This is a genomic window from Plesiomonas sp. ZOR0011, from assembly GCF_000800945.1.
Classification (GTDB): domain Bacteria; phylum Pseudomonadota; class Gammaproteobacteria; order Enterobacterales; family CAMTGL01; genus Plesiomonas; species Plesiomonas shigelloides.
Genome location: NZ_JRKB01000103.1, coordinates 1 through 17640, shown reverse-complemented (window position 1 = coordinate 17640; position 17640 = coordinate 1). Strand labels below are relative to the sequence as shown.

17 protein-coding genes and 1 pseudogene are annotated in these 17640 nt (G+C 51.7%); 4 read left to right on the top strand and 14 right to left on the bottom strand.

Features of this window, described 5'->3' with window-relative positions:
• Positions 1-127 precede the first annotated feature (127 nt).
• Positions 128-628 carry a methylated-DNA--[protein]-cysteine S-methyltransferase gene (locus tag L975_RS16035; RefSeq protein WP_047709297.1) on the top strand — a complete coding sequence of 167 codons (501 nt, stop codon included), beginning with the start codon at positions 128-130 and terminating at the stop codon, positions 626-628.
• Between the two features lie 205 nt (positions 629-833).
• On the opposite strand, the gene rlmC is transcribed toward L975_RS16035, so the two are convergent.
• The 6 genes from rlmC to L975_RS16005 all read right to left on the bottom strand — a co-directional run bounded on the left by rlmC (position 834) and on the right by L975_RS16005 (position 7168).
• A complete protein-coding gene (rlmC, locus tag L975_RS16030) occupies positions 834-1976 on the bottom strand; it encodes a 23S rRNA (uracil(747)-C(5))-methyltransferase RlmC (protein ID WP_047709296.1) in 1143 nt (380 codons plus the stop codon).
• Between the two features lie 135 nt (positions 1977-2111).
• The gene (locus L975_RS16025; protein ID WP_010864190.1) at positions 2112-2954 is read right to left on the bottom strand and encodes an ABC transporter permease subunit; all 843 of its coding nucleotides are present in this window, start codon (positions 2952-2954) and stop codon (positions 2112-2114) included.
• A complete protein-coding gene (potH, locus tag L975_RS16020) occupies positions 2954-3850 on the bottom strand; it encodes a putrescine ABC transporter permease PotH (protein WP_010864191.1) in 897 nt (298 codons plus the stop codon). Before potH ends, L975_RS16025 begins: the two co-directional genes overlap by 1 nt.
• A 22-nt stretch (positions 3851-3872) precedes the next feature.
• Positions 3873-5006: a putrescine ABC transporter ATP-binding subunit PotG gene (potG, locus tag L975_RS16015; protein WP_039045558.1), complete on the bottom strand. Its 1134-nt coding sequence runs from the start codon at positions 5004-5006 to the stop codon at positions 3873-3875.
• A gap of 222 nt (positions 5007-5228) precedes the next feature.
• A complete protein-coding gene (gene potF / locus L975_RS16010; RefSeq protein ID WP_010864193.1) occupies positions 5229-6350 on the bottom strand; it encodes a spermidine/putrescine ABC transporter substrate-binding protein PotF in 1122 nt (373 codons plus the stop codon).
• 344 nt (positions 6351-6694) lie between these two features.
• Positions 6695-7168 (bottom strand): YbjN domain-containing protein, encoded by a 474-nt coding sequence (locus L975_RS16005; RefSeq protein ID WP_039045557.1) that lies wholly within the window; start codon positions 7166-7168, stop codon positions 6695-6697.
• A gap of 331 nt (positions 7169-7499) precedes the next feature.
• Here L975_RS16005 and L975_RS15995 point away from each other — a divergent pair, with 331 nt between their 5' ends.
• The gene (locus L975_RS15995; protein WP_207541572.1) at positions 7500-7697 is read left to right on the top strand and encodes a DUF4250 domain-containing protein; all 198 of its coding nucleotides are present in this window, start codon (positions 7500-7502) and stop codon (positions 7695-7697) included.
• A gap of 77 nt (positions 7698-7774) precedes the next feature.
• On the opposite strand, the gene rimK is transcribed toward L975_RS15995, so the two are convergent.
• From rimK to L975_RS15970, 5 genes and pseudogenes are all read right to left on the bottom strand, one after another.
• Positions 7775-8671, bottom strand: coding sequence for a 30S ribosomal protein S6--L-glutamate ligase (gene rimK / locus L975_RS15990; protein WP_039045556.1), 897 nt, complete (start codon positions 8669-8671; stop codon positions 7775-7777).
• Positions 8672-9394: pseudogene (nfsA, locus tag L975_RS15985) on the bottom strand (oxygen-insensitive NADPH nitroreductase). It abuts the gene before it with no gap.
• On the bottom strand, positions 9378-9680 hold the full coding sequence (locus L975_RS15980; protein WP_052181550.1) for a DUF1418 family protein: 303 nt from the start codon (positions 9678-9680) through the stop codon (positions 9378-9380). The pseudogene nfsA and the gene L975_RS15980 overlap by 17 nt, the downstream one beginning before the upstream one ends.
• Positions 9681-9697: 17 nt before the next feature.
• Positions 9698-10093 (bottom strand): DUF1499 domain-containing protein, encoded by a 396-nt coding sequence (locus L975_RS17405; RefSeq protein ID WP_052181549.1) that lies wholly within the window; start codon positions 10091-10093, stop codon positions 9698-9700.
• Between the two features lie 551 nt (positions 10094-10644).
• Positions 10645-10830, bottom strand: a complete 186-nt coding sequence (locus L975_RS15970) for a hypothetical protein (RefSeq protein WP_039045554.1) — start codon at positions 10828-10830, stop codon at positions 10645-10647.
• Between the two features lie 419 nt (positions 10831-11249).
• On the opposite strand from L975_RS15970, the gene L975_RS15965 reads away from it, so the two are divergent.
• Positions 11250-11516, top strand: coding sequence for a GrxA family glutaredoxin (locus L975_RS15965; protein ID WP_010864201.1), 267 nt, complete (start codon positions 11250-11252; stop codon positions 11514-11516).
• A 308-nt stretch (positions 11517-11824) separates the two neighbouring features.
• Here the strand turns inward: L975_RS15965 and ybjM are convergent, their stop codons facing one another.
• Positions 11825-12274 carry an inner membrane protein YbjM gene (gene ybjM / locus L975_RS17400; protein WP_052181548.1) on the bottom strand — a complete coding sequence of 150 codons (450 nt, stop codon included), beginning with the start codon at positions 12272-12274 and terminating at the stop codon, positions 11825-11827.
• 296 nt (positions 12275-12570) lie between these two features.
• On the opposite strand from ybjM, the gene L975_RS15955 reads away from it, so the two are divergent.
• A complete protein-coding gene (locus L975_RS15955; RefSeq protein WP_010864203.1) occupies positions 12571-14256 on the top strand; it encodes an aspartate:alanine antiporter in 1686 nt (561 codons plus the stop codon).
• A 120-nt stretch (positions 14257-14376) separates the two neighbouring features.
• On the opposite strand, the gene L975_RS15950 is transcribed toward L975_RS15955, so the two are convergent.
• Positions 14377-16641, bottom strand: coding sequence for an acyl-CoA dehydrogenase (locus tag L975_RS15950; RefSeq protein ID WP_156121238.1), 2265 nt, complete (start codon positions 16639-16641; stop codon positions 14377-14379).
• A gap of 35 nt (positions 16642-16676) precedes the next feature.
• A complete protein-coding gene (locus L975_RS15945) occupies positions 16677-17360 on the bottom strand; it encodes a TetR/AcrR family transcriptional regulator (RefSeq protein ID WP_170919677.1) in 684 nt (227 codons plus the stop codon).
• Positions 17361-17640 lie beyond the last annotated feature (280 nt).

The window sequence follows — 17640 nt, the reverse complement described above, 5'->3', positions numbered from 1 at the left end:
ATTTAACACCGTTTCCCCGCGGCTATCTGGCCGGATCAGCCGTACTTTTGTGACAGGTCGGTTTTGTCATACCGAAAAAGCAGGCTAACGTAGCTACAGTCAGAACCCGCGCAAGGACACCAACCTGATGTATTACGTTAAATACGCCTCCCCATTGGGAGAGTTATTGCTGATTGCCGACCGTCATGGTCTGCGACATTTGTATCTGCCATCGGAAAACCCGCCGCATAATCCGCTGTGGCAAGCGGGGAAAAATCGCCCACTGGAGCAAGCCTGCGACTTTTTGGATGCATATTTTGCGGGGAAAAAACCTTCAGCCGAGCAATTACTGCTCGCCCCTGTCGGCACTCCGTTTCAGCAACAGGTTTGGCAGCAATTACTACAAATTCCTTATGCGGGCACCCGCTGCTATGGCGATATCGCCCAGCGCATCGGTAATCCGAAAGCCGTGCGTGCCGTCGGTGGGGCCATCGGTGCGAATCCACTGGCCATCATCATCCCGTGTCACCGCGTCCTCGGCAAAGATCGCTCGCTGACCGGCTACAGCGGTGGGCTACCCATCAAAACCGCGCTGTTGACGCTTGAAGGCGTCACTTGGCACGAAAAGAAAGCCCCCAAAACAGCGTAAAAATAACGCGTAACGCAATCAAAAGCAGCGCTGACCGTGCTCGCCGCAGAGCTGCGAAGACGCCATACCATGCTCAACTCTTTGTCAGCGAAAATTTTTCCATAAAAAAACCGCCAATCACTGGCGGTTTTTGTTATTCAGCGCGAAGTATTGCGACATGCGCGCGCAAAGCTCGGATGCATAGCGAATGTATTAGCGAGAATGCTTAACCGGCAGATTTCTTCAACAGCCCCAGCACCTCATAGTGTGCGGTGTGCGGGAACATATCGAACAGCTGCATCTGCAACAGCTGATACTGGCCATTGGCCGTCAAACGCGCCACATCGGCCTGCATACTGACCGCATTGCAGCTGGAATACAAAATATACTCCGGCGCCATCCGCGATAGGTATTCGCACAGCGCCACCCCGATCCCACGCCGTGGCGGGTTCACCAGCACCAGATCCGGCACCGCATCGCGGCTATGGGCAAAATCCGCTGAGTCTAGCGCCTGAAACTGCACCTTGTTTAGCCCCAAGGTCGCCGCCGATTTTTGCGCACAAGCAATGGCTTCTGGGGAAATCTCAATACCGGTTAACGTCATGTCGGGCGTGGCACAGTGCAAGCCAAATCCGCCGACACCGCAAAACAGATCCCACAGGGAATGCACCGGCAGCGCACGCACCCAATCACGCGCCGTAGCATACAATTTAGCTGCGACATCGGGGTTGGTCTGGAAAAAGCTACGCGGGCGAATATACAGCGGCACCTGATTAAACTGCTCTTCTAGCGCTTCATCCGCCGTCAGGATAATCTCCTGCTCCCCTTCCATAATGGCCATGTGCACCGGCTGGATATTCACCGAGATCACCCGTAACTGTGGCAACTGCGCTTGCAGCCAGGCCAGTTCGCGGCGAATTAACGGCAATTTGCTGTCAGAGCGCAGCACAAAGCGCAGCATGAATTCGCCACTGAGGGTACTTTGCGTTAACAGCAGATATTTAAGCTCGCCACGGCGCCGTGCAATCAGATAAGGCGTTAAACCGGCGCGGCCAATAAATTGCTTTAAGGCGGGGAATAACGCCTGAAACGCCGCCGGATAGAGCGGACAATCACACAGATCGACACCATTGCCGGCAGCATCGCAAATGCCCAGCAGCGGACGCTCTACCGCGCCACTGACCACCATTTTAGCTTTGTTGCGAAACGCCTGCTCAGGGCCAGAAACTGCCGGTAACCACTGACCGACCGCGATCGGGGTAAATAACGCCTGCAAATCATGCTGTTTTTGCTGCAGTTGCTCGGAATAAGGGCGGTCAAGCCAATGACAGGAGCGGCATTCACCGGCCTGAAAGTGCGCACACTGCATGCAAACCTCGCAATCGTATCGGGTGGCGTAAAAATAAAAGAGGGGCAGAATTCTACCCCTCCTTGCCGATTAGCGCCAACACTGTTGTCAGCGCCGTAGCCTGCGCCGCTAAATACTCCCCCCACAGGGCGCGCACTATTTTTGTGGCAACAGCATCTCTAAACGACGCCGCTTTTCAGCGCGCGACATCAGCCACCATGACAGCAAGCCGATGAGACTCACCGCCAAAATAATCAAGGTCGCCAAGGCGTTGATTTTCGGCGATACCCCCATGCGTACACTGGAGAACACAATCATCGGTAAGGTGGTCGAGCTTGGCCCCGAGACAAAACTTGAGATCACCAAGGTATCCAACGACAAGGTAAAGGCCAATAACCAGCCAGACACCAATGCTGGCGCGATTTGTGGCACCGTGATGACGAAGAACACTTTCAGCGGCGGCGCACCTAGATCCATCGCCGCCTCCTCCACCGAGCGATCCAGCTCGCGCAGGCGGGCACTGACCACCACCGCCACATAGGAGGTACAGAAAGTCACGTGCGCCAACCAGATAGTCATCGCGCCACGCTGCTGCGGCCAACCGAGCCACTGCCCCATCGCCACAAACAGCAATAACAACGACAAACCGGTGATCACTTCGGGCATCACCAACGGCGCAGTCAGCATAAACGCAAACGAGGTCTGGCCGCGAAAACGGCGAAAACGGGTCATCACAAAGGAGGCCATCGTGCCCAACACTACGGCTGCACTGGCCGCTGCGGTAGCGATGGTCAAACTGAGCCAGACCGCATCCATCATCGCCTGATCGGCAAACAACTCGCGATACCAAATCGTTGACCAACCAGCCCACACAGTGACCAGACGTGAGCTGTTAAAGGAGTACACCACCAGCATAATCATCGGTACATACAAAAAACTCAGACCGATAAACAGGATCAGGGCTTTCCAATAGCCTTTTTGTGCCGGCATCGAGCTCATCAGCGCACCTCCTGATTCTGGTGTTTATGGAACCACATGATCGGTAACGCCAACAGCAGCAACATGATAATCGCTACCGCCGAGGCTACCGGCCAATCGCGGTTATTGAAAAACTCCTGCCACATCACCCGTCCAATCATGATGCTATCTGGGCCGCCGAGTAGCTCTGGGATCACAAACTCCCCCACCGCCGGAATGAACACCAACATCGAACCCGCAATAATGCCGCCTTTGGTCAGAGGCAAGATCACCGAAAAGAAGGTGCGCACCGGTTTGGCACCTAAATCTAGCGATGCCTCCACCAGCGAGTAATCGAGCTTTAGCAGCGCGGTATATAACGGCAAAATCATGAACGGCAAATAGGCATACACAATGCCGATGTACACGGCAAAATCGGTATGCAGCATCGGTAACGGTTGATCGATAATGCCCGCCCACATCAGGATATTGTTAATCACCCCGTTATTTTTCAGCAGACCAATCCACGCATATACCCGAATTAAAAACGAGGTCCACGACGGCAAAATCACCAGCAGCAGCAAAATATTGCGCACTGACGGACTGCTGTTTGCTATCGCCCACGCCATCGGATAGCCGAGCAGCAGACACAGCAATGTCGAAATCCCCGCGATCTCCAGCGAATGCAGGTAAGCATCAACATACAGCGGGTCTTCAATCAGATAGGCGTAATTACCCAGATTAAGTGAGATGGTCAGTTTGCCATCCAGCCATTCAACCAGATCGGTATACGGCGGGATCGCCACCTGCATCTCAGCAAAACTAATTTTGAAAACAATCAGAAATGGCACCAGAAAAAAGACCAGCAGCCAGATATAGGGAGCCGCAATCACCGCGTGGCGTCCGCCCGGCCGGTGACGAGAATCGAGCAATTTCATCCCTGTCTCCTTGTTCCTTGCGTCAAGCGGTCAGTACGACACAGCTGTCCGGATTCCAGTACAGCCGCACCTCATCCCCCCACGTCGGCATACCGCGGCGATAGCGACAATCGTTTTGCAACTGGGCGGTCAAAATCATGCCGCTGTGCAGTCGCACGTGATAAATCGACAAATCGCCTAAATAAGCAATATTCACCACTTCGCCCACCGCAAAGTTACAGCCCTCTTCCGGCACATCATCGCACAGGGCAATTTTTTCTGGCCGCAGCGCCACCATCACCGGCACATCCGGGGTGATCTTGACCTCTTGCTCAACTTTCAGTGGGTGCACCAAGCCAGGACTGCGCACGATATAGTGCTCTTCCTGCTCTTCTTGCAACATGCCTTCGAACACATTGATGCTGCCGATAAACTCGGCGCTAAAGCGGCTGTTCGGGTACTCGTACACCTCTTCTGGCTCACCAATTTGCACGAACTTGCCGCGGTTCATGATGGCGATACGCCCGGCCATGGTCATGGCTTCTTCCTGATCGTGAGTCACCATCACGCAAGTTGCGCCCACGCGCTCAAGAATATCCACCACTTCCAGTTGCATCTGGTCACGCAGCTTTTTATCCAGCGCCCCCATCGGCTCATCCAGCAGCAATAGCTTTGGCCGTTTAGCCAGACTGCGCGCCAATGCCACCCGCTGGCGCTGGCCGCCGGATAACTGATGCGGCTTACGCTTGGCAAACTCTTGCATGTGTACCAGTTCCAGCATCTCCGCCACCCGATTGCGGATCTCCGCTGTCGGTAATTTGTCCTGCTTAAGACCAAAGGCGATGTTCTGCTCCACCGTCATGTGCGGGAACAGTGCATACGACTGGAACATCATGTTGATCGGGCGTTTATACGGCGGTACGGCGGACAAATCCTGTCCGTCGAGGAAAATCTGGCCACTAGTCGGCAACTCAAATCCAGCCAACATCCGCAGCAAGGTGGACTTGCCACAACCTGAGGCGCCCAGTAAGGCAAAAATTTCACCTTTATAGATAGTCAGATCGACATCATCCACCGCCAACGAACCATCGAAGGATTTGGTGAGGTTACGCACTTCCAGCAACGGTGTTTTCAGCTTGGGGGCTTTGTTTTGAGGACGAGCTTGCGTCTCTTTCACTGATGGGGGTCTCCTAGACAACAAAAACCGTTAATGATCCATCATCAACACAATCCGTGTTACATCAGGGGTGATCCGGTGCTTGCAAGGTTTTGCTGCCAGCAAGACACCGGTAATACGCATGTTCAATTGCCATTTCCGCCAGCGCCGCTGTAGCGAAACTGGGCCAGCAAGCCCAGTCGATACGCCAACTGTAGCGCGGCTAAACGTTTGGAATCCGGGTTATTGGCCGCTTTTAACCCGTGTCCAGGAGCGGGTGATCACCCGGTCCACTTTAGGATCTTTAACCGTCAGGGTGAACATTTTGGCCCGCGTTTCAGCGGTCGGGTAAATGCCCTGATCGTTTCGGATCTCTGGTTTCACCAATTCGGTCGCTTTCGCATTCCCGTTGGCGTAGTACACCGCATCACTGACTCCGGCAATCACTTCCGGTTGCAGCAAATAATCCATAAAGGCATAGGCGGCATCGGTGTTTTTCGCATCCGCAGGAATCGCCAGCATATCGAAGAAGGCTAATGCCCCTTCTTTCGGAATGCTGTAGCCAACATTCACGCCGTTGTTGGCCTCTTTCGCGCGATTGGCCGCCTGCTTCACATCCCCGGCCCAACCAATGGCGACGCAGACATCACCGTTAGCCAAGTCATTGATATATTGGGATGAGTGGAAGTAAGTCACGCTCGGACGCAGTTGCAATAACAGATCATTGGCAGCACCGGAGTAATCTTTTGGATCGGTGCTGTTAGGATCTTTACCCAGATAATTGAGCACGGTGGCGTACACTTCGCTCGGCGCATCTAAGAAAGCCACTCCGCAGCTTTTCAGCTTAGCCAGATTCTCCGGCTTCAACACCAGATCCCAGCTATCGACCGGCGCATTTTCCCCGAGCACCGCTTTGACTTTATCGACGTTATAGCCAATTCCGGTGGTCGCCCACAGATACGGGATCCCGTATTGGTTATCCGGATCGTGTTTGCTCAGCATTTTTAGCAACTCCGGATCCAAATTGGCGTAATGGGTCAGCTTGCTCTTATCCAGCGGTTTAAACACGCCGGCTTTAATCTGGCGCTCCAGAAAACTGGCCGACGGCACCACGATATCAAAACCGGTATTACCGGCCATCAGTTTGCCTTCCAACACTTCGTTGGAATCAAACACGTCGTACACGACTTTCACGCCACTGGCTTTTTGGAAATTCGCCAGCGTATCAGGGGCAATATAGTCAGACCAGTTGTAGACATGCAGCGTTTTCTCTTCCGCCTGCGCAGAAGACAAAACCAGCATGGAGGCCAGGATCGCTCCGACCCATTTAGCCCCGGTGAACTGACGCGCAAACACTGCATTCATTACCAAAACCTCCATGTTAGCCAACAGATTAATAACGCTAAGTAGCATAACGTTGTCTGGATGTTAAGACCATAAGGTGAGGGCAAAACGACAGCATGCAAGACAAATAGCCATTATTGCTCTATCACCTGTGGCATAAGAGTTAAAAAACAGTGAAATGCAAGGTGGGAAAGGCGGTTTTATAGTAAGTTGTCAGGTATTTACACCGGAGGGTAAAAAACGGATTGCCGCAAAGGATTTGACATCCTCATTAGCACAAAGAAATGGATGTGAAGGTAAACGTAGCACAGCCGACTCATTGAAACAGCGCGGGTCAAGATAATCCTCCACCCGCGCATCTAGCCTTAATGCAGGACTTTATCCTGCTCAGAAAACTCATCTTCCTCTGGGAAAAACAGGAAGCCTTTCAGTTTGACGTTCTCGACAAACAGCTCGATTTGCTGTTGGGTTTGCAGCACAAAACGCTGGAACTGCGCCAGGGTTAAACCGGCACCGGCAGTCAGTGAGTGGGTGACGATGAGTTTTGGCAGATTGTCATCTTGCACATCCACAAAACCATTTACCAACGAGAACTGAGCATTAATGTCACTGAGCCCCGCCACCAGTGGCAACAAGCCGGTTGGACGCACTTCAGTGGCCGCCGAAAAGACAATAATGTCTTCATCCAGCAAATCAATTTTGGCATCAAAAATCCCGTTGATGTTCTGCATATGCGGCAGGTGCAGAGCCTGACAAGATTCACACTCGAAAAACTCGATCCCTAACTGCAGCAGCCAGGTTTTCAATACGGTCAAATCGGGAACAGGTAAGTTATTCATGCCACACTACACAACAAGTACACGTGAAATTATCGGTGTAGCTTACGAAATGGGCAGTGATTTATCTATGCTCTCACGCAATAATTCGTGTCCTGACGTGAATTGTGGCCAACCGCCAGCCAGTACAAGGCCACTCGCCACGTTTTCCTCGGTCATTTTCTGAGGCCGTTTGCTCAAGTCATTCGCCGGTTTAACTGAGCCTTTGCTTATCTGAACTCGAAATTTTCTGATTAACATCTATGCTTGTGTGATGCATCCTGAAAAGGCATCACGATGTGATACGTTGATAATGAAGAAGTACCGGCAGTGCTTATTCGCGGTACGAGGAGGTATGATGGATCTCACCCGCTTTGCACAAATGGACAGCACCATGTTGATGAGTATCGTTAATATGAAGCTGCGTAATGAGTTCGACAATCTGTACGAGCTGGCTCAGGCCTACGATATTGATGCAGCCGCGCTGTGTGAAAAGCTCGAACACAGCGGTTTTCATTACCATCCGGAGTTTAATCAGTTCCGTTCGGTATAATATTAGCGCAAGACTCCCTGTCGCTGACGCTCTGCGCGGTCACTGATGCTGACCGCGCCACTTAACCGGTCTCATCGCTACCGGTCCTGCCGATGACGCATCACCTGCTCGGCCAGATAATCCAGTATTTGCCCCGCGACATCTTGCCCCGTAGCACGTTCAATACCTTCAATCCCGGGCGATGCATTCACTTCCATCACCAACGGGCCGCGCTTCGAGCGCAAAATATCGACCCCGGCCACATTCAAGCCGATGATCTGCGCGGCGCGTACCGCCATATCGCGCTCCGCGGCACTGATCTCCACCGGTGTGGCACTGCCGCCACGATGTAAATTGGAGCGAAACTCACCCGCCTTGGCTTGCCGTTTCATGGCCGCGACCACCCGATCGCCAATCACAAAACAGCGAATATCCGAGCCTTGCGCTTCGGCAATATACTCTTGCACCAGAATATTGGCATTCAACCCCCGAAAGGCATCGATGACACTTTCCGCAGCCTGACGGGTTTCCGCCAGCACCACGCCAATGCCTTGCGTGCCTTCCACCAGTTTCACCACCAATGGCGCACCGCCAACCATTTTGATCAGATCGTCCGTATCCCCTGGCGAGCTGGCAAACCCAGTGATCGGCAGGCCAATACCTTTGCGCGCCAAGCGCTGCAGTGAGCGTAATTTGTCACGCGCACGGCTGATAGAGGTGGAGTCATTCAGCACGTAGCTGCCCAGCATTTCAAACTGGCGCAGCACGCTGGTGCCATAGAAAGTAATCGAGGCACCAATACGCGGGATCACCGCATCGTATACCGGCAAAGGTTGCCCTTGGCAGTGCACTGAAGGCTCATCGGCATTGAGATTGATGTAACAGTGCAACGGGTCAATCACCTCAATGTGAAAACCACGCGCTTCAGCGGCTGCAACCAGCCGCTGGCACGAGTACAAAGAGGCATCCCGTGAAAGGATCGCGATGGAGAGCATTTAGCGGGTAATCCATCCCTGACGATGTAAATAATCCAGCATGAAAGGACGCGACTCTTTACTTAAGGTCGAACAGATATGCTGGCTCCAATTTTGCTGCTTGAGGTTACTGCCACGAGATTGCTAATAATGCTCCATCTCCGCATCATACTGCGCCAATTCCGCGCTATCCAGCGGCTGATACTGGTTTTCATGCAGCATAATCGACGCCGGTAGGCGCGGCTTTTGCTGCGGATCTTGCGCAGGATAACCCAAACACAGACCAAACAATGGCAGTACATGCTGCGGCAAGTGCAACAGATCGGTGACCGCCTGAATATGATTACGCAAACCGCCGATAAATACGCCGCCCATGCCCAATGACTCTGCCGCCAGTAAGGCATTTTGCCCCATCAGCGCCGCATCAATGCTGCCGGTTAACAGCTGCTCGGCAAATCCCAACTGCGCTTGCGGGTAAATCTGCTGATTACGGTTAAAGTCGGCACAAAAGACTAGAAACTCGGCCGCCTGTGCCACATAGGCCTGCTCGCCAGATAATTTCACTAGCTGCTGACGCAAGGCGGGATCGGTGATCCGAATAATACTGACCAGCTGCAAAAAGCTGGACGATGATGCCGCACGCGCCGAATCGATAATGGCGTGAAGTTGCTCTGGGCTGATCGGCCGATCCGTAAATTGACGGATCGAACGGTGTGAACAGATCAGATCAATGGTCGGTGTCATCATCATGCTCCTTTTTCTTACGCTCATGCCCAGCACTGTGGTTAAACGTCGGTTTAATCCAGCTGTCTAGCTGACCAAACCAGCCGGACACCAAAAACAACCCGGCCGGTAACATCAAAATCAGTCCGACAATGATCATCGTCGCGGCACTGCCCGTGCCACTGAGCCATGCCGGTAACAGAGAACTTTGTTTGATATCGAGGTAGCCAAGAATAATCAGTAAAAAACCGACCGCCTCGCTTATCACAATCGGCCAAGGGAGGACAAATTTAGGTCTTTGTGTCATGTAAAGCTCATCAGTTATTACGGTGCAGGTGCATCATGTTGTGCTAATTGCGCCGTTAACGCGGCGCGCAATTTCTCAATGCGCCGGCGGTTACTGCCAAAATCGTAAGGCAACACTTTAGACACAGAACAGATGCAGATACAAGCATGGTGCGTATCCAATAAAAACTCGACTTCGTCTGGTAAGCGCAACAGCCGCGAATGGCTCAACACTTTCAGGTAACCCGGCACATCTTTAATCACGTCAGTACGCGGCCAATTCACCACTAACTGACGCAGCGCCCGCCACACCACATCGGGCGGCACGGAAAAAGATAATGGGCTGATATAACTACTTTTATGCTGATCGCTACTGGATACGCCAGCATGCACATTACTGCATCCGGGCAGACTGGAAGGAATAGTCCGGCTCATCTTCACACTCTCCTTAGCTAACTAGGTGCTCTACTACCTAAGTGCTCTGATAGGCGTACACAGGACTCGCTCACCAGAACAGGTCACTTCATCCCACAACGGGGTTGGTTGGATTCCCTTTCACACGTTGATCCCCTTGCTACTTGAAGCTGCAGCGGTATTCGCCACGTTCGTTCCCCTCACAATCATATCGTTGGCACAGCGTTTACCTATGCACATGAGGATTTACTCACATGCCATCTACCTGCAATGCCAAGTCATTTGGGTACAGTCAGGGTATTCAGCTTACTGATAATGCAGGGCAAAAATTCGGAAAGGAAGCTGTGAGCAAAGCAGAATGAAAAGTTGTGGCGGCGCTCTCATCAAGCAGTCAAAGAGGACGGCGAAGCGAAATCATCGAAGAGAAATAAAAGCAATGAATGCAGTGGCACAGACACGTAACTCGCGCGTATCACTGCATTCATTGAATCTCACGTGGCGTAACGGCAAGCTACGCGGTAACTCAAAGCAACGTGATTGCAGTTAGCAAATCACGTTCGCCTCACGGACGCTTAACGATCGCTGCTGGCGCGCACGACAGGCTCGCCACGGCGCAAGGTCACATGAGACGCCGAATCCGGCTGCAGCTGAAACTCACTGACCGGTTCACGATTTTGGTTATGGAGGTGCATACTAAATGAAGCAAACGCTGCCACTGGAAGCGCAATCAGCATAAGGGCAATAAAAGAGTCCTTCATTAAGCATTCCTTTTGAGCAAAATTACTAAAACTTACATCGTGCCAAAATTTAACGCAGTCACCGAAAATAACAAGGGACAGCGCACAATATGGCAAATTTCGACTGGACATAAAGACATACACTGCTGTCCATTCATGCCAAAACTCAATTTAATAGATAAAACCTATCAAATTAACAGGCGATACCAATTTTATTCAAAATCAATCCGCTGGCATAGTGTCACACCATATCCAGTCGTTCAAAATCACCGCCTGTCATGATGTACAATGATCACGATGTACAATGACTTTGTGGCAAGAGACGAATGACGGCATTGAAGTTTATGCGGCAGGGATCTATTTCTGTTAGAGTAACCGGAAGTATTCCATTTAAAATGCTAATTTCGCGTAAACGCCTTGTAACTCAAAGGAGATTCTGAATGTTTGCAGTGATTTTTGGTCGTCCTGGTTGCCCTTATTGTGTCCGTGCCAAAGAGTTGGCCGAAAAGCTCAGTGCTGAGCGCGATGATTTCCGTTTCCGTTATATCGATATCCATGCGGAAGGCATTTCAAAAGCGGATCTGGAAAAGACGGTAGGTAAGCCAGTGGAAACTGTGCCACAGATTTTTATCGACCAGAAACACATCGGCGGCTGCACGGATTTTGAAGCCTATGCCAAAGAGCATTTGAGCCTGTACAACGCGTAATTCGCCTCTTCGTGTCGTCATAATCGAGTAGATTATTTGTACGCTGCGCTCAGCGCCGTGAGAACATAAAAAAATGCCCGTAATGGGCATTTTTTGTTTTTGTATCTTGCGTCTATCTTCGCGCCAGTCTTATTTATAACGCGTATTAATGTGACACTTTCATGCAGAAAATATTTTCACACGCACTCTTTCCACGCGTATTTACGTGCGTACTATTTTCACAGGTAGTTGACAGCTAATTTCCTGATAGGCTATCGGTCTCTATTTACGGTTAAATCACGATCAATTTAGCATCAAAATAAATACAATTATTTTACTTTAGTGTGGCTAATATTGGACTGACTGTATTTTTTTTGTGGCGCCTGACTCAACGCGCGGCGAGCATGCGATTTGTAGTGCAGTAAAATGCGGCTACCAAAGACATACAGCAATGTGCCCAAACCGCACCAGAATGCGGCCCCGATAAAATACACCACGGTGTCGAGAAAACTCTCGTAACGGGAAAAAGCGGCGAGCCGGATCAGCATACACAGCGGCGCCACCACCAGCGCGCCCATCAAGCCATGTAAGAGACCATGACGACGCGCAAAATGCGCCGATACAATGCCTGGCAGCATAAATAACAACAGCCCCGGATGGCTATGGGGATCGGCAGAATAAGCCGCTTCAGAATATGGATAGTGCATGCCCTGAAAGAAGAAAATCACACAAAATAAAAATCCACCCAGCATGACCACATTCCAGTTCCACTTCAGCATCAGTCGACTCCTTTCGACGAGGGATGGCAGAAAAAACCATCACGGAATACAGGAATAGAATAAGCAAACCACTAAATGCTGACCAAGTTCAAGACTTATAGCCAAATAGACAAGAAATCTAAAAAAGTTAGATGTAAAATAAAACTCAGATACGGAATTGATAATTATCCTGAGAGTTAACGCATCATTTCATTTAAGTTATCAAAACATTCCGTTCACAATAAGCTGTGTCCTGCCATGCGCTGCATGATTTAACAGGCATTATACATTTACTCTTCAGCCACAGAATTACCATCGTGAATATCGACGTATCAGCATTGCTCAATGGAAATGACATACTGCTTTTGTTTGTCGTACTGGCCCTCGGCCTGTGTCTTGGGAAATTACGCTTCGGCTCTATCCAATTGGGTAATTCAATCGGGGTTCTGGTCGTTTCTCTGCTGCTCGGCCAAATGCACTTCTCGCTTAATGCCGAAGCGCTGAGCCTTGGATTTATGCTGTTCATCTTCTGTGTCGGTATCGAAGCCGGCCCAAACTTTTTTGCCATATTTTTCCGCGATGGTAAGAACTACCTGCTGCTGGCATTGGTTGTGGTGGTCACTGCGCTGATCATTGCCTTTGCCCTTGGCCGCTGGTTAGGCTGGGATATCGGTCTAACCGCCGGTTTACTCGCCGGCTCCATGACCTCGACCCCAGTGTTGGTGGGGGCCAGAGAATCGCTCCTGAGTGGCTCGCACAATATCGCCGATCCAGCGCTGGTGCGCACCGCGCTGAGTAACCTCAGCCTCGGTTATGCCCTGACCTATTTGGTCGGTCTGGTCAGCCTTATTTTGGCGGCGCGCTATCTGCCAAAATTGCAACGTCAGGATCTGGTGACCAGTGCGCAAGAAATTGCCCGCGAACGTGGCCTTGACCCAGACAGTCAGCGCAAGGTGTATCTGCCGATTATCCGCGCCTATCGCGTGGGACCGGAGCTGGTCGAATGGAGCGGCGGTAAAAACCTGCGTGAACTGGGAATTTATCGACAGACTGGCTGTTATATCGAGCGTATTCGTCGTAATGGCATCTTAGCCAGCCCCGATGGGGATGCGGTGCTGCAAGTTGGCGATGAGATTGCACTGGTAGGTTACCCCGATAGCCATGCGCGCCTTGACCCGAGCTTTCGCGAAGGTAAAGAGGTGTTCGACCGTGACTTGCTCGACTTGCGTGTCGTCACCGAAGAGATTGTGGTGAAAAACGACAGCGTGGTCGGTAAGCGTCTGGCTCATCTGCGTCTGACCGATCAGGGCTGCTTCTTAAACCGCATCGTCCGCTCGCAAATCGAAATGCCAATTGACGACACCATCGTCCTAAACAAAGGTGATGTGCTGCATGTCAGCGGCGATGCCCGCCGTGTTCGCGGCTTGGCCGATCGGGTTGGCTTTATCTCCATCCACAGTCAAGTGGCGGACTTACTGGCGTTTTGTAGCTTCTTCATCATCGGTTTGATGGTGGGACAAGTGACGTTCCAGTTCAGCCAGTTTACCTTTAGCTTTGGTAATGCTGCCGGTTTGCTGTTCTCCGGTATCATGCTGGGCTTCTTGCGAGCGAACCACCCCACCTTCGGTTATGTACCGCAAGGGGCACTGACCATGACCAAAGAGTTTGGTCTGATGGTGTTTATGGTAGGGGTTGGCCTGAGCGCCGGTAGCGGCATGAACAATGAAGTCGACAGCATCGGATTACAGATGATTTTTGGTGGCTTACTGGTCAGTTTAGGGCCGGTCATTATTGCCTATCTGTTCGGTGCTTATGTGCTGAAAATGAACCGTGCGATGTTGTTCGGTGCCATTATGGGGGCCCGTACCTTGGCGCCGGCGATGGAAGTGATCAATACCCTGTCACGCAGTAATATTCCGGCGCTCGGCTATGCCGGTACTTATGCGATTGCTAACGTACTGTTGACGCTGGCTGGCTCCTTGATCGTGGTGTTCTGGCACTGATTTCTACCTTCAGTAGTCAGTGATTTAAGGCTCAAAAAAATCCCGGGGAACCCCGGGATTTTTATTGCAGCCAACGACAGCGATACCTTTCAACTTGCAGCGCCGGCTTATAGGCTCTGCTTAGGCAGCGCGGTCTTCCGCACAAGCTGGATTTGGATGCGGGCCATTCACATGATCGACCTGCACCGCACGGCTACGCAATGCTTCGGCGGCCAACATCTGCTCAGCTTCCGCTTCGCTGATAATCGCACTGGCTTTGGCTTGCTCCACCAACTCATTGAGCGCAACTTTACGTGGTAATTTACCGCTACGCTGCGCATCTGCCAGCTTCAGTTCGATATCACGTGCGCCATACATCGCCAAGAACGCCGACTCCATGATATTGATTGCCTCATCCGGCGCTTGACCAACAAAGCACAGGTTAGTCAGGCGATCACGCTGCGCCCCTGGCACCATCATCAGCTTGGCAATTTTCAGCGCCGTTTCATCCTGTACCGGCTTGTAACTTACGCCGTACGGGAACACCGCAACCCGCAACATGGTCGCAACAGCGCGATTGCTGAAGTTTTGGAAGAAGCTATCAAAGGCTTTGCCACACTGATACAAGCAGTATTGCAAACCATATTCAGCCAACGGCAGATCTTCCTTCAAACGCCCTTCTTGCTCGTAGCGTTTCAGTACTGCAGACGCCAGATACAGATGGCTGAGGACATCCCCCAAACGCGCCGACAGCATCTCCTTACGCTTCAGATCGCCGCCCAACACCAACATAGCCATATCTGCGGTCAATGCCAGCGCTCGGCTCATGCGTCCTAGCTGCTTGTAATAGCGGCTCAGTGGACTGCCCGATGGCGCGGCATTTAATTTACCCGCCGTAATGCCCTGCCAGAAGGTGCTGAAGAAGTTAGTCACACCAAAGCCGATGTGCTTAAACAGCAACTCATCAAAAGCCTGCAAACCGGCTTTTTCATCAGGGTTGGCCGCCGCTTCCATCTCACCCAATACAAACGGATGACAACGGGTCGCACCTTGACCGAAGATCATCAGGTTACGGGTCAGGATGTTGGCCCCTTCCACGGTAATGGCCACCGGAATACCAAAATAATGGTGTCCCAGATAGTTCATTGGGCCTAACTGGATAGCGCGACCCGCATGGATATCCATGGAGTCATTCAGCAGCTGACGACCAATTTCGGTCATGTGATACTTGGCAATTGCCGTCACAATCCCCGGGGTTTCACCGGTATCCAATGCCGTAGTGGTAAAGGTACGCGCAGCTTCCAGCAAATAGGTCAGACCGCCAATGCGCCCCATCGCCTCAGCCACCCCTTCAAAGCGACCAATCGACAGACCAAACTGCTTACGCACATATGAATACGCCCCGGTGGTACGGGTAGTCAGATGGCCAATCGCGGTGCCCAGCGCCGGTAACGAAATACCGCGCCCCGCTGAAAGACATTCCACCAGCATACGCCAGCCTTTACCGGCATAAGATGGGCCACCGATAATCCAATCCAGTGGGATAAACACATCTTTACCCCATGTAGGCCCGTTCATGAAGGCCAGATCCATTGGAATATGACGTGCGCCAACCTCGACACCTGGGTGATTAGTTGGGATCAGGGCACAGGTAATCCCGATGTCCTCTTTATCCCCCAACAGGTGCTCTGGATCATACATTTTGAACGCTAAGCCCAGTACCGTCGCCACCGGTGCCAACGTGATATACCGCTTGTTCCAGTTCAGGCGAATACCCAGCACGTCTTTACCGTCATACGTGCCACGGCAAACAATGCCTTTATCCGGAATACTGCCCGCATCGGAGCCCGCTTCAGGGCCGGTCAGTGCAAAGCACGGGATCTCACGGCCATCCGCCAGCCCCGGTAACCAGCGCTGCTTTTGCTCCTCGGTGCCGTAATGCGACAGCAGTTCGCCCGGGCCTAATGAGTTTGGCACCATGACGGTCACCGCCGCCGTGGTACTCTTGCTGGCGATTTTGGTCACAATGGTGGAGTTAGCCAAAGAGCTAAACTGACGACCACCAAACTCTTTGGCGATGATCAGTGAGAAGAAACGCTCTTTTTTCAGGAACTCCCACACCTCTGGCGGCAGATCGTTTAACTCATGCACGATCTGATAGTCATCCAGCATGTTGAGCAGGGTTTCCACCTGATTATCAAGGAACGATTGCTCTTCGGCTGTCAGTTTTGGCTTTGGCAGCGCATGCAGTTTATTCCAATCAGGCTGACCGCGAAACAGGTCCCCTTCCCACCAGACAGTACCCGCCTCCATGGCTTCACGCTCTGTCGCAGACAACGGCGGCAGAATGCGCTTGAATACCTTAAAAGCCGGGCCTGAGATATAACGTTGGCGCAGACTGGTCATTATGTTCATCCTTCATAATAGGGTTGGTAACTTCATCATCCGCCGTTGGCGGCTGCGCTGACGGGTTGTAGTAATAATTCAGCGCTATGAATTGGAGCGGCAACGCCGCCAGCCAGATACGGAATGATCCGGTCAATCAGATCACTGATCTGGATATGCTGACCAAAATCGGCCAACGCTATCTCACGCAGAGCCACATTAGAGGCCATGGCAAACACTGCCGTCCCCAGCGTGAAGTGCAAACGCCAAAATAATTCGGCGGTATTCAGTGTTGGATTCGCTCGCTGTACCGCACGGGTGAATAACGCCAACACATCGCCATAGCGGGTGGTGATAAACCAACGCAAGTGCCCCTGCACATCGGTATATCCTCGCCCTAACAGCTGCATAAATAAGGTGGTGCCCTCTGGCCGTAAGGCGGTCAATTGCAACAGCGGCGCTTTAAAAGCCTGAAAGACCTGCTGCAAACTTGGGGTTTGATCGCTACGCAAAACCGCATCTAATTCCAGCTCCAGGGCCGGCATAAACACTTCCAGATACCGTGCCAGCACCGCACGAATCAGCTCTTTTTTCGAGCCAAAGTGATAATTGACGGACGCCAGATTCACTTCAGCCTCTGCGGTAATAGTCCGCAATGAGGTGTCATTAAAGCCCTGCTCGGCAAACAACCGCTCAGCGGCATCAAGAATTCGGGCTTTGGTATCGGGCCTGACGGTCATAGTCATACACTCATATTAAACAGATGTTTAAAATCTACATCCCATTAACATTGCAGTCAATGATTTTAAACAGATGTTTTATTTTTGTGTAAACAGCGTACCAATGCCGACAGCAGCAGAAATTTAGTTATTTAAAATCAAATGGTTATTTAGAGTGAAATACCGTTCGATGAGACACACCGCTCGCGTGCAAACACCAAACCCGCCCATTCACGCACAAGCCAACAAAGGAATCAGGGCAAGAGCAAGAGGGAAGGAAGGAAGGAAGGAAGGAAGGAAG